Source organism: Marinomonas epiphytica (assembly GCF_054780655.1).
Genome location: NZ_BAAGVX010000026.1, coordinates 85,834 through 99,433 on the forward strand (window position 1 = coordinate 85,834; position 13,600 = coordinate 99,433).

General features: G+C 42.6%; 11 protein-coding genes. 6 read left to right on the forward strand and 5 right to left on the reverse strand.

Annotated elements, in window-relative coordinates:
• Positions 1-102: 102 nt before the first annotated feature.
• Entirely contained in the window at positions 103-2,316 is a 2,214-nt protein-coding gene (locus ACYVGZ_RS05540; RefSeq protein WP_460752360.1) for a tRNA(Met) cytidine acetyltransferase TmcA domain-containing protein, read from the reverse strand.
• Positions 2,317-2,486: 170 nt separating this feature from the next.
• Between ACYVGZ_RS05540 and ACYVGZ_RS05545 the strand changes: the two genes are divergently transcribed.
• On the forward strand, positions 2,487-2,747 hold the full coding sequence (locus ACYVGZ_RS05545) for a DUF5062 family protein (RefSeq protein WP_460752362.1): 261 nt from the start codon (positions 2,487-2,489) through the stop codon (positions 2,745-2,747).
• Positions 2,748-2,770: 23 nt separating this feature from the next.
• Positions 2,771-3,241 (forward strand): hypothetical protein, encoded by a 471-nt coding sequence (locus tag ACYVGZ_RS05550; RefSeq protein ID WP_460752365.1) that lies wholly within the window; start codon positions 2,771-2,773, stop codon positions 3,239-3,241.
• A 52-nt stretch (positions 3,242-3,293) separates the two neighbouring features.
• Here the strand turns inward: ACYVGZ_RS05550 and ACYVGZ_RS05555 are convergent, their stop codons facing one another.
• Complete coding sequence (locus ACYVGZ_RS05555) at positions 3,294-3,998, reverse strand: SDR family NAD(P)-dependent oxidoreductase (RefSeq protein WP_460752368.1); 705 nt, start codon at positions 3,996-3,998, stop codon at positions 3,294-3,296.
• A 222-nt stretch (positions 3,999-4,220) separates the two neighbouring features.
• On the opposite strand from ACYVGZ_RS05555, the gene ACYVGZ_RS05560 reads away from it, so the two are divergent.
• Positions 4,221-5,597: a glycine--tRNA ligase gene (locus ACYVGZ_RS05560; protein WP_460752371.1), complete on the forward strand. Its 1,377-nt coding sequence runs from the start codon at positions 4,221-4,223 to the stop codon at positions 5,595-5,597.
• A 239-nt stretch (positions 5,598-5,836) separates the two neighbouring features.
• Positions 5,837-6,808: a transposase gene (locus ACYVGZ_RS05565; RefSeq protein ID WP_460752375.1), complete on the forward strand. Its 972-nt coding sequence runs from the start codon at positions 5,837-5,839 to the stop codon at positions 6,806-6,808.
• Positions 6,809-6,895: 87 nt separating this feature from the next.
• Here ACYVGZ_RS05565 and ACYVGZ_RS05570 read toward each other — a convergent pair whose 3' ends face one another.
• Entirely contained in the window at positions 6,896-8,869 is a 1,974-nt protein-coding gene (locus ACYVGZ_RS05570) for a ligand-gated channel protein (protein ID WP_460752378.1), read from the reverse strand.
• Between the two features lie 170 nt (positions 8,870-9,039).
• On the opposite strand from ACYVGZ_RS05570, the gene ACYVGZ_RS05575 reads away from it, so the two are divergent.
• Positions 9,040-9,936 carry a LysR family transcriptional regulator gene (locus ACYVGZ_RS05575; RefSeq protein WP_460752381.1) on the forward strand — a complete coding sequence of 299 codons (897 nt, stop codon included), beginning with the start codon at positions 9,040-9,042 and terminating at the stop codon, positions 9,934-9,936.
• Positions 9,937-9,981: 45 nt separating this feature from the next.
• Positions 9,982-10,428, forward strand: a complete 447-nt coding sequence (locus ACYVGZ_RS05580) for a GyrI-like domain-containing protein (protein ID WP_460752384.1) — start codon at positions 9,982-9,984, stop codon at positions 10,426-10,428.
• Between the two features lie 11 nt (positions 10,429-10,439).
• Here ACYVGZ_RS05580 and ACYVGZ_RS05585 read toward each other — a convergent pair whose 3' ends face one another.
• Positions 10,440-12,014 (reverse strand): aldehyde dehydrogenase (NADP(+)), encoded by a 1,575-nt coding sequence (locus ACYVGZ_RS05585; RefSeq protein WP_460752387.1) that lies wholly within the window; start codon positions 12,012-12,014, stop codon positions 10,440-10,442.
• Positions 12,015-12,058: 44 nt separating this feature from the next.
• On the reverse strand, positions 12,059-13,594 hold the full coding sequence (locus tag ACYVGZ_RS05590) for a tripartite tricarboxylate transporter permease (protein WP_460752389.1): 1,536 nt from the start codon (positions 13,592-13,594) through the stop codon (positions 12,059-12,061).
• Positions 13,595-13,600 lie beyond the last annotated feature (6 nt).

Below are 13,600 nucleotides of genomic sequence, written 5' to 3' on the forward strand. Positions count from 1 at the left end.
TATGCTTGAATTTAAAAGATTTTTTGTTTTTTCTTTGAGGGGAGAGACTTGTCTTTGGTGGATTCACACACATTACGAAAATTTAAATGGGGGGATTTCCGCCTATTTTTTACTCTGTTCTATACCGTTCAGCAATTTTAAGGTGGTCTTTTTAAGAAACAATTCCGCTTGTTTTTTGCTCATTAACCCAAACTGAGTGAAATCGGTCTTGCTTGAGGGAGTAGTGGTAAGGTGCTCAAGTAACTGAAAAGCTTTGTCGGTTTGATTAATGAGATTTAGGCGCGATGACGCAACAAAGAGCCGAGTGAGTTGAGCTCTGACTGTTAAGTACGGTCTGTGATGCTCTATAAAAAGTTGCAGGTCTTGAGTGTCCTTTTGGGTTAACGATGTATTATTGAAATAGAAAGTAGGGATAGCCTGATAAAGTTGGCTTTTAACCTCGCTCTCTAAGTCTTGGTAATCTCGCTTAAGATTAATGGCTAAGTTGTTCCAATAATATTCCGTCCATTTTTGTGCAGATTGGCTAGCGCCTTCGGTTAAGGGCTTTACCATCATAATGGAATAGCTGCCGCTGGCTTGGTCGCAGGTAGTACCCAACCGAACAGGTTGAAAGCCGTTTTTTGTCCAGAACTGCAAAGTCTTGGCCGTTACTGCAAAACTGGTACTCAAAAAGTCTATCTGCTCACTGTTTGCTAATTGCTCCAAGTTTTGCAGTATGAGGCTTGCCAGCCCGGTTCCTTGGCGGTCAAACTGAGTCGCAATGCGACTAATTCGCCAGTATGAAAAATCTCCTGCTTCTAAATAACCCTCATGAGCCAGTAAAGATTGAGGGAGGAGGTGACCTCTTGGTCTACGAACGCCTTGAGCAACGGCTCTGCTTAACTCTTGAGGTAATTGGCCTTCTTTTGATACCACAGCAACAGACCTGATTTGATGGTCTTTCTGAAAACTCAAAAGACTGCTGAAAACACTTGGGTCGTCCAGCATCCAGCGTAGATTCTCAGGGGACGTTTGGTAATGAGCGCTTAACAACAACTGGAAACACTCTTTTAACCTCGTCTCCTGAGACAACCAATCTGCCCCATTCATAACAGCTACAACCGGCTCCCCCTTTAGTAGGACAGGCATACTTTTCCTTAGTGGGATAGGCATACTTTTCCTACTTTGATTAGTCAGGAGGTGATTAGTCAGGACAGGCATGTTTAAAGTCCTTTGGTTAGCAAGGACAGGCATAGCTTCAACTAAGTTGCCATCAACATTGTCGGTGTTTGATTCAACAGGATTTAGGAGGATGTTTTCGTTAACCCAAGCTTCTAATGGGTCATTGGGGGCCCAGCGAATTGGGGTGTAAAGGTTCAGTTTGTATAACGCTTTAGAGCCATTTGATAAGTCATGGCAAAAGCGTAGTCCAAACCCTTTACCTGCCCCTTCATAGCCGTAATCTGTGGTACTAAAGAGGCAGCATTGTGCTTTTTCGGCTAAAGCTTTAAGCATAGGTAGTGGAATAGTGGCGGCTTCATCAATAAATAGATAGCGCGGTTTTTTATTGCTTTGAATTAATGCGTCTGGGGCATAGAAAGGTAGGGGGAAATCTGGGCAGATTTGATGAAAGCGTAACTTTAATGCACAAATCGCACCTTGGTTGGCAGCGCAGAGGACGATGTCTTCGCCAGCTAAGGCCAGTTCAGCCATACACTCCCCAATTAAAGTGGATTTTCCTCTACCTCTAGGAGCAATGAGTACATAGTTGGCATTGGAATTACCAAAAAAACTGTTTTTAGCTTTCGTTTGGCAATCTGTTAGCCTTTGAAACGTTTCGGGTGGTTGTCTGGAGTGGCTTGGTATCGAAGAGGTTATTGGCTTAAAGGGAGAAGAACAGCTCCTTAGTTGCTTTTCGAACCATAACTTGCTGGTTGGCGAAACTTGGTTAGGGGTCAATGGCCAAGGTAAGTAGCGTGCAAGCTCTAAATCTTCATGTTGGTGCCAATTGTCAGGAATGGCGATAACAAATATACCTCCTCCTCTTACTGTTCCAGCTAATACGGCAAGGGCGTTCAGAGATAAACCTTGAGTGAAATCTACTAAAATAGCGTCATGACTGGCGCCCAGCTCTTGTTTTACCTGCTTAAATCTGTGGCTTGTTAATAATGTGTTTGAGTGCGGTTTTGAATAAATAAGTGAGTCGTAGGTTTTTTCATCGTGGCTATAAATTATGCCCTCGCCAAAGTTGTGGCTAAGTTTCTGAAAAGCATAAAAAATCGAGTCAGTAGGGCCTGTAACAAGATAACAGTGACGATGAAAAAGTGCCGTGCTCATTTTACCTCCTAAGGGTTAAGGCAATGATACGTGGTTGGAGAAATAACGCCAATTGTGACAAGGGCCTATTGTGTTTTTCTTTATTTGTAGTACAAATAAAGAAATTCTAGGTAGTTACTGAAAAAGTGCTAAAGTCATGGTTGTTATTTACTTTTGTATAAGGGAAGGCCATGAAAAAAATTAAAAACGAAGCGGCTCTAAGTAAAAAAGCCATTCAAGTAGGTGAAAATTATGCTATCAAACGTGGTTATGCTGGCTTTTCATCGACTATGTCTGCAAATGAGAAAACAGAAGCTATTTATCGTTTATTAGTACAGGACCAATTGGTTGTGGCGTTACCAGAGGATAAAGAAGATTTACCTGCATTGAAGCATAAGTTAGCCATTTGGATTCAGAAATTACTGCCTAAGGATGATCCGTTACTGCAATAAAAATAACTTATAAAGGAACCAAAATGGATAACAAAGCGTTAGTAGTCGAGGCCATAAAGCTAGTTAAACCATCAATTGATGAACTGTTTAAAAGAACCTGTCGTCAAGAACTTCATATCGTGGTTATGAACCCGCAACTTAAGCCTTGGGAAGCTTCTTTTGGAGATGCAGTCTTGCACGAGTGTACTTTTGGGACGCCAGAGAATTGGCCTGTACCCTTTGACGAACTAGCCCGCAATAAAGCAGCTCAAGCATGGCGGGACTCAGTGCCTAATATGACTCACCAAACTCAGCATCCTTCGTCTTTGCGTGAGGGCGATGTTCTCTTTTATGGTTCTTTTGTATATGGAAATATTGTTGTCGCTTGTAGTGGTGTAGAGCCATGGTACGACATGTTAGTTAGCAGTTGGGTTGCTATGGCGTTAGAGCAACTGACTATAGCTGAATATCAAAATATTAAGGCTACTGCTCCAAAAACACCTCGTCGCCCTTAACGTTAACTGGTAGACAAGCCTCGTGTTGAGGTTTGTCTACAGCGAGGCGCGGCTACCAGTTTATCTTTTTATGCTCCCAATCAAAAAAGGAAATTTGCTTGTCTAGTTTAGTTTTTCTAAGTAGAGCAATTAATTGTTCTGCGACAAAGCTCGGGTTGAATAATGCGTTTTTAGGGATGGAGCTTTGAAAAGGTTTTGAGAGCGGAGTGTCTGTAGTACCTGGGTGAAACGCGATTAATTTCACGTTCTGTGCTCGACGTGCATACTCTATCGAGGCCGTTTTTAATAGCATATTCAGTGCTGCTTTTGAGGCTCGATAACTGTACCAGCCACCTAGTTTATTATCAGAAATACTACCTATACGCGCGCTAAATACCACTAAAAAACACATTTTTCGACCCGCTAGCAGTTTAATAAGCCTGCTGATCCAGACTAAAGGGGTCAGTGTGTTAGCTTGAATCGTCTGTATAAAGTGATCACTGTTTATATCTTCAAGCTTCTTTTCTGGTTGCTCTAGTATCCCATTACAAATAAAGGCCCCATGAAAATGTCCCCGATAGCTTTCTAGTGTTTCACATACCGCTTCAATTTCCTGCTCTTGATAATTGCAAGGTATCCACTTAACCCTGTCATGTTTTATTGGAATGGGGTGTCGGCTAATAGCAATGACTACCACACTTTTATCAGTCAAAAATTGTTGTATTAATGCTTGAGCGATTAGGCTGTTTGCTCCGATGACCAATTGATAATTCACCACAATGCATCCTTAATGATTCTTTTTATGGATACGTTTTATTGGACAATATGGATCATGTATTTGTTAAGAATGTTTCGATCTGACAATTTCTTATGGCTGTCTCCATTGAGAGGAGACTCAGCAAAGAGTACAATGAATGGCTATATAAATGGTACGAAACAGGTCGTTTTTACTTGTTTCTACGCTTAATTAACGAATTATTGCTTAAAGGTGTGTTTAGAAATGCCAGCTAAAACAATGGATGAACTCGTCTCCCTGTGTAAACGTCGTGGATTTATCTTCCAAGGCAGTGAGATTTACGGTGGTATGCAAGGTGCTTACGATTACGGTCCGCTCGGTATTGAGTTAAAGAACAACCTAAAAGCTGCTTGGTGGCGCTCTATGGTTTATGAGCGTGACGATGTTGAAGGTTTAGACGCTGCGATTATTCAAAACAAGAGCGTGTATAAATACTCAGGCCATGAAGATACTTTTACAGACCCAATGGTTGATTGCCATGACTGCAAAGCTCGCATGCGTGCGGATCACATGAAAGACGTGAAGATCTGTGACAACTGTGGATCAGATAAAGTAACCGAACCACGTGATTTTAACTTGATGTTTAAAACTAATGTCGGCCCTATGGTAGATGAAGACTCCTACACTTATCTTCGTCCTGAGACCGCGCAAGGTATCTTTACTAACTTCAAAAACGTCGTAGATTCAACATCCCGTAGCTTACCATTTGGTATTGCGCAAATCGGTAAATCGTTCAGAAACGAAATCACCCCTCGTAACTTTATCTTCCGTGTTCGCGAGTTTGAACAAATGGAGTTAGAGTTCTTCTGTAAGCCAGGAGAAGACGAAAAATGGCATGAAACCTGGGTCAACCTGCGTAAGCAATGGTGGCTAGATCAGGGTCTTGCAGAAGAAAACATTCAATTTGAATACGTGACAGGCGACGACCTAGCTCATTACTCTAAATCTACTGTGGATATCTTATACAAGTTTCCACATGGTTTTGAAGAGCTGGAAGGTGTGGCTAACCGTACTGACTATGACCTTGGCTCTCATACTAAAGCACAAGAAGAATTTGGTTTGTCAGCTAAAGTTAAGAAAAATAATGATTCGACAGCAAAACTAGCGGTTCGTGATCTGCAAGAAAACAAATGGGAAGTGCCATTCTGTATTGAGCCGTCTGCTGGACTTGATCGAGGTATGTTGGCTGTTATGACAGAAGCGTACACGGAAGAAGAGCTTGAAAATGGCTCTACCCGTACGGTTTTAAAGTTCAAACCACACCTTGCTCCAATTAAAGTCGCCATTCTTCCTCTTAAGAAGAACAAACCTGAGATTGTTGCTTTAGCGAAAGAGTTAAAAAATAAGCTCCAAAAACTTGGTTTGGGTCGTATTCTTTATGAAAACACAGGTAACGTAGGTAAAGGCTACCGTCGTCACGATGAAGTTGGGACACCTATTTGTGTAACGGTTGACTTCGACTCAATTGAAAAAGAAGGTGCACCAGTTACTGTTCGTGATCGCGACACTATGGAGCAAATCACAGTCCCTGCTGCGGAGCTTCCAGGTTACGTAGTGAACTACTTTATTAATCAAGAGTAAGCTCTACGGCACTTTTAGATAAGACCATCAAATACCGCGCAGAAAATCTTCGCGGTATTTTTTTGCCCCAACTTTTCCTAGACCACCTATCTCTAAGACAGCCATACTTACCTACCACCTTTACCCAAGACCACCTTTACCCAAGACAGCCATACGAATAGAACCTCCATTGAATTGCCCGTTTCTTAAAAGGTCGACTATACTCATCATGAAATCTCTCATGGAAGAGGAATTTACCCATGCCATTACCCAGGAAACAGCAAATTTGCTTAGAAGATACGCCTTACTATCATTGTGTTTCACGCTGTGTAAGGCGGGCATATTTATGTGGAGAAGATCCATTAACCGGCGTTAGTTACGAACACAGAAGGGAGTGGGTTGAAAAACGCTTATTGTACTTATCAAGCGTGTTTGCCATTGATATTTGTGCTTATGCTGTGATGAGTAATCATATTCATGTTGTTGTAAAGGTCGACTCAGAAAAAGCCAATGCTTGGTCTACAATAGAGGTTTTTAATCGTTGGCATAAGTTGCATAAAGCTAACAATATTGCTCAGGCGTTTTTAAGTGGCCAAGATATTAGTCAGGATGTAGCTGATTTAGCTGAAGAATATTCTAATTTGTATCGTAGTCGGCTGACAGATATTAGCTGGTTTATGAGGGAGTTGAATGAGCCTATAGCTCGTTTAGCAAATAAAGAAGACGACTGCACTGGGCACTTTTGGGAGGGGCGCTTTAAGTCTCAGGCCTTACTCGACGAAGCAGCGTTAATTGCTTGTATGGCTTACGTTGATTTAAATCCAGTTAGATCAAAGCTATGCTCAAGCCCCGAAAACTCAGAGTTTACAAGTGTAAAAAGAAGAATAGATGCCCTAAAACTAAACGTGCAGCCTAAGTTGTTATATCCTTTTGTTGGAAACTCAAGAGAAAGCATGCCGAATGGTATTGAGTTTGAGCTTAAGGCTTACCTTGAATTACTGGACCTAACTGGAAGGCTATTAAGAGACGGTAAAAAGGGGGTAGTAGATGCATCATTACAACCAATACTACAAAGGCTCCATATAACGTTCGAAAGTTGGCAACAGATAACGGCAGAGTTTGAAACAAAGACTGGCCGGCTAGTTGGCCATGCTGCAACTATTGGTAGCTATTGTGAAAAGCACCATTGGCATCGTAAGCCAAACAAAGATAAGTTAAAAGCGTTAGCCTAATACTATTAGATAAGTTGCCGTAAAAAATCCCCTCTCTTACAAAGTAAGTAGAGGGGGAACTGATAAAGGGGAATTTAAGTATTTGTCTTAAAAGGCAAAATTCACTTTCGCGTGATAGCGGCGACCGTCTAACACTTTATCGTAGCTATCATAATCAACTTCTTTATCTAACAGGTTATAGATACCTGCAAAAACAGTGATGTCTTCATCTACTTTGTAGTTTATTCCGGCATCTACAAAAGTATAGGAGGGAATTTTTTCCTCAATGCTGGTTCTGACTAAACCTTCACTAGAGGTTCCATGGTAGTTAATACGCATCCAAGACGTTAGCTTAGGTGTGACTGTCCAGTTTGCGCTCGCATTGGCTTGGTGTTTAGGCAGTCTGTTTAGCGGGCTTCCTGCAAAGTCTCCTGTTTTTTGTTCTGAATCTGTATAAGTGTAATTAGCAGAAACGGATAGATTTTCAGTAACTTGAGAAGCTGCAGTTAACTCAATACCTTGAATCGTCACTTTATCAACATTGTAACGTTCACTAATAAAGCGATAGTTCTCACCACCATTAATACAACTTGCGTCACCCGCTTCAGTGTCACAGATTCGTTGTTCGGTGATTTTGTTTTTATAGTTAGTGCGGTAGATAGTAGCGCTAATTTGAGACCCTTTGTGACTGTCCCAATAAATACCAGCTTCACTACTAACACTTTCTTCTGGCTCAAGGTCAGAGTTTCCTAATATGACAGCACTTGGCGAGCCACCTCCGCCAGTAATTTGCCCCCAGCCATCGGTTCCTTGTCGAAGATCAGGAGAACGGTAGCCAGTGCCAACTCCGCCTTTTAGCGCCCAATTAGGTGTGACTGTCCAATTAGAGTAAAGGCGCGGCGAGATGTTGCTGCCGTAGTTCTCATCTTCGTTGTAGCGTAGTCCTGTGGTAATAGATAGGTCGTCGGTAGCAAAGTACTCATTTTCTGCGAATAAGGCAGCCTGCCCGCGGGTTAGCTGATTAACTCCGTTGGAGAGCTCGTTTCCTTCGTCTGTTAATTCTTGGTGCTGATACTGGCCACCTAATGTTAATACATGGCTGTCTTGTAAGATGGTGGTTTGGTTGTTCAGGACAGTGTCTGTGTAGTACATATCACGAGTTGGGTTGTCGATTGACTCTCGTGTTAGGTAGGTATTTGTACTAACGTCGCCAAAGTTGGCATTATGGGTAACTGCGTAATGATCACGAGTGTATTCTGTGTCACTATCACTTGCGTTACGGCCGCTTGGGTCAACAGATGCTCCGACGTGAGTCGCGCGAGATTGTTTCTCTTTGCCTGCTTCAAAGGTTAGGCTTTGTTTTTCATCAATTTGCCAAGCTAGCTTGGCGGTACCGTTACGGATTTCTTGCTCTGCATAACCATTGAAGATGTTATCTTCATCTCTTTGGGAAATTTGGCCATACACTTGTAAACCAAGCTTGTCTTCGATAATTGGCCCATTGATTAGCACGTCTGCTTGTTGGCTATCCCCAGATTCGCTGTTGTCTTGTACGATAGTGCTTAAAGAAACTTCACCGCCCCAAGAGTCTGAAACTTTTTTGGTAATGATGTTAACAACGCCACCCAAAGCGTCTGAGCCATACAAAGAAGACATAGGGCCGCGAATCACTTCGATACGTTCTATCACAGAAAGTGGTGGAGTCCAGCCTTGTTCAATACCTGGTCCGTCACCATTAGGACGAGTTTCGCGTGAGCCTTGGCGCTTTCCATCAACTAAGATAAGGGTGTATTTTCCACCAAGGCCACGTAGAGAAATATCCTGAGAAGAACCACCACCAGTGATCATTACACCTGGTACATCTTGAAGTGCATCTGTTACGTCTTTATAAGGTTTATTTTCCAGATCTTCTTTGGTCACGACAGTTATTGAAGCCGGAGCATCAGTAATCTGTTGCTCGTGGCCAGAGGCTGAAATAACCAGCTGATCTAGTGTTGTTTCTTCTGCCCAAAGGGAGAAGCTTACGGTTAAACTAACGAAACTAGCAATGGCAGAACGTTTTAGAGTGATACGGTGGGTCATTATTTTTACTTTCCTTGAGGTATTAAATGAGAACAAATATGTAAACAAATGAATTGAACTGTAATGAGAATGTTTATTATTTGTATTTTCTTATAAAATTATTTCTGTGTCTCGATACACACTGTTTCATATTCTGCAACAGGGGATAAATACAACTAGGTAAGATGTAAATGTATGATCTAAATGAAATTGAAACCTTCATCTCAGTTATGAAGACAGGAAGTCTGACCGATAGTGCTATGGAGTTAGGTGTTTCAAAGTCCACTTTGAGTCGTCGTATTCAGCATTTAGAAAGTGTACTAAGACAGCCACTATTACGCCGCCAAGCGAATCGACTAATCGCCAACGAAGCAGGGCAGAAGTTTTTACCCTTTGCTAAGCGTTTAATGCAAACAGCAGATGATGGGCAAAAAGCAGTCGAAGAATTAAAAGATGGCGTGAATGGAAAAATCACCGTCTATGTTGATAACCACTTAGTAAGAGGGTGGTTTTCCCATCATATGTTTGCCTTTCTTGATGAACACCCCGGAGTTTATATGGAGGTTAAAACCGGAGACGGTATTCAACAAACGATTGATGATAACAGCGTCAGTATTTGCATTGGGCATAAGGCTGATGAGCGTTTACGGTACGATCCGTTAGGACAACTTTCACAGGGTATCTACATTAGCCCAAACTATTTAAATGAAGTGGGCCCAATTAATCATCCTGAGGATTTAAAGAATATAGCCTGGTTGAACATGCAAAGAAGCCCTCATAATGTGCCAATTTCTTTGCATCACCCTATACAGGGAGCAATTGAACTGGATGTTAGAACAATGCGTTTATCGCTTGATCAGTTTGCTTTGTATTTAGATGCTCTAGCACGCGGTAATGGCGTTGGAGTGTTGCCAAATTTTTTGGTCGAGCGGTTTCTAACTAGGCATCCAGATAGCTTGGTAAAATGTTTACCGAGCTGGCAATCAGACCCTTTGGATGTTTATATCCAATATCCTTTTGGCGTGCTACCAAAGAAACTAGGCACTTTCATTACTTTTCTTAAGCATAAGAGTAAAATGTTTTACTAGAAAAATAGTCAGGTTGAATAGAGGCTAAATAACAATGGAGGTTTTATGCAAATCGTAAAAATAGAAAAAGCGAAAACGATCGTAGGCTTAAGAGTGCGAACGAATAATCAAAACGAAATGCAAGCAGACACAGCAAAAATTGGCACCTTACATGCTAATTTCGCTGAACAAGTCGCGGTTGACTATAGCCAAGGAGAGCCTCTATACGGTGTTTATTATCAATATGAGAGTGATCATCAAGGTGATTTTTCGGTACTGGTAGGTAGTAATCGATCTTGCCTTACCACAGAAGCCACATTAGAAACTGTGACGTTAGAAGCGGGTAAGTATTTAGTTTTCTCTGGCAAAGGGGAAATGCCTCAAACAGTTATTAATGTTTGGCAAAAGATTTGGCGTTACTTTGCGACGCAGAGGCCGACTATCAACGCCGCTATAGCACAGATTTTGAATGCTATAACGGTGTTGATAGTGTCGATGTGTACATCGCCGTAAAATGTTAGGTACTACTGTCTTTTACCGTCAATCAGCTGTGGTATGTTAATATCAGACCCTGTTTTCAGGTCTTCAGGAAGCAGTTCTTCAGGTATACTCTGATAACAAACAGGGCGTAGGAAACGGTCAATTGCTGAACTACCGACAGATGTAGTGCGCACATCAGAAGTCGCAGGGAACGGCCCTCCATGAACCATCGCATGGCAAACTTCTACGCCAGTGGGCCAGTTGTTTACCATTATTCTCCCAGCTTTTTCTTCGAGATAAGGTAGCAAAGAACGGGCTGTTTCACTGTCGTCGGTATCCATATGTAGTGTGGCGGTCAGCTGTCCCTCTAGCTTGCTAGTGAGTAACTTTAATTGGGCAACGTCCTCACATTCCACTATGAGAGAGCTTGCTCCAAATACTTCTTCGGTCAGCCTTTCGTCCTTCAAAAAATGCTCAGCTTTGGTAACAAACAAAGAAGCTTGGCAAGCATTTTCTTGAGTGCCAGTTAAACCAGTGCCAACACAGCGAACTTTGTCGTTATTACGTAAAGATAATACGCCGTTCTGATAGGCAGTATAAATGCCAGGGGTTAACATGGTCTGCGCTGCAGAGCTCTCAATCGCTTTTTTAGCATAGTCAAGGAAAACATCTAAATCACCTCCTTTAATGCTTAAGATTAACCCTGGATTGGTACAGAATTGTCCTGCCCCCATAGTAAGAGAACTAATAAAACTTTCTGCTAACTCTTTGCTTCGGTTGGCTAGGGCACTTGGGAGTAAATACACAGGATTAATGCTGCTCATTTCTGCATAAACTGGGATGGGTTCAGCTCTGTTTTGAGCCAGTTTCATTAATGCCGTACCGCCAGCTCTTGAACCTGTGAAACCAACCGCCTTGATTCGAGGGTCGGTGACTAGCGCTTGACCAAGAGTGTTGCCTGAGCCATATAACAACGAGAACACACCTTCAGGTAAGTTGCATGCAGACACTGCGTTTTGAATGGCTTTACCAACCAGCTCAGCTGTTCCTGGATGAGCTGAATGTGCTTTCACAACAACAGGGCAGCCTGCCGCTAAAGCGGCAGCACTATCACCACCAGCGACACTAAAAGCTAACGGGAAGTTACTTGCGCCAAAAACGGCTACCGGCCCAATGGCGATTTTATGGTAGCGTAAATCAGCTCTTGGTAGAGGCTGTCTTTCTGGTAGGGCTGGATCGATGCGAACCCCTAGCCACTCGCCAGAGCGAACCACTTGAGCAAACAAACGTAATTGCCCACAAGTTCTGGCTCTTTCACCTTCAATTCTTGCTTGAGGAAGACCTGTTTCCTCCATACATCTTATGACCAAAGACTCTCCTAGGGACTCTATTTCAGAAGCGATTGTTTCTAAAAAAGATGCTCTTACCTCAAGTGAGGTATTTCGAAAGGGGCGGCTTGCTAGCTCTGCTAGGTCGCAGGCAAGTTTTACTTCTTCTGAACCTCCTCCCAAATAACACGGTTGTAATTGTTCGCCATCGGCGGGGTTAGTAGCCCATATGGGGGCGCCGCTGGAGGTGTAGCTACTTTGCCCAATCAGTTGTTGACCTGTTAGTTGCATGTGGATCTCCAAAGTTCGTTCTTAGTGTTGTTATTTGTTAGTTGTTAGTTGTTAGCTGCTTTTGCTGGTTTTATTGGGCTTTGTATTGGTTTTTTGATGGCTAAAAAATATACAAAGATAAAGGTTAATAGAATAAAAAATAAGCTGTCTAAATTCGTGATGAAGGTAATTGGGTTCCCATTAGATAGGGCAAGGGACCTTCTTAAAAACTCTTCTAAATTCGGACCTAAAATAAAGCCAAGCAACAAGGTAATAAGTGGAAAGCCATTTTTTCTTAGATAGAAAGCCAGAATTCCCATAAATAGAGCCATCATCATTTGAAAGAATGAGTAGGTAGCCACATAGCTGCCGACAACCGCTAAGAGGGCAATGACCCCGTACAGCACGTCTTTTCGAATAGTGACGATTTTTATGAAGTAAGGGCCTAATAAAAATAGTGTGAGTGGAATTAAGATAACTGCACTAAATAGTAAGGCTGCTAACATAGGAGCAATGAGATCCGCCTGACCAGCCATTAGCTGAGGGCCAGGCTGAATGCCATTAATGACTAACACACCTAACATAATGGCAGTAATGGGGTCACCTGGAATGCCAAAAGTAAGCATAGGGACTAACGCACCGCCGCAGACTGCATTGTTTGCACTCTCTGAAGCCGCAATACCTTTTGGGTTGCCTTTGCCAAAACTCTCCGGCTCAGAAGATGTTCTTACTGTCTCAGCGTAAGCCAAGAAACTACCCATAGAGCCACCGGCACCCGGCAAGGTACCTACAAAGTAACCAATAAAGCTAGATTTTATGTAGCAGGCGATGCCTATTTTGCGAATTTCTGAAAATGGAGGCAGGAAGTCTCGTCTCTTGATTTTGACTTTGCTAAAGGCTTCTGCTGCTTTTTGGGTGCATCCAGCGCCATTGGCTTGCACTAGAATTTCACTGATTGCAAAAGTACCAATGATAACCGGCATTAAATCGATACCAGCAGTTAGCTCACTCAGTTCGAAGGTGAATCGAGTGACTGGCTCCATTGCATCCAAGCCAATAGTAGACAGCATGATGCCAACACAGGCCGCCATACCCGCTTTAATCATATTGCCTCTTTGCGCTATGACAATGACGATTATTGCAAATGCGAGCAGTGAAAATTTCCCTGTCGTTTTGACTAATAAAGAAGCTTCAGCAACAAAAGGGGCTACAGCAATAAGTAAGATAGCGCCAACAGCACCGCCTACCATCGAGCCGACCGCTGCGTGTCCTAGTGCAAGTGCACCTTTACCTTGCTGTTGAAGAGGGTAGCCATCAAGAGCAGTCATCATAGAAGATGGTGCACCAGGAATGTTGATGGTTGTAGCTGTGATACTACCTCCACACATGCCTGCCATGTAAATGCTGGCACAAGCCATTAACGCCGTTGTGACATCTAGGCTATAGGTGAGAGGGAGTAATAAGGCTAGCGCTAAGGTTGCTGTTAGTCCTGGAATGGCGGCAAACACAGTACCAATCAAGAAACCACATACAACATAAATAAGTATCATAGGGCTTAACAGCATAGTAAAGCTATTCGCCACTAAGGTGATAAAGTCCATAACTAT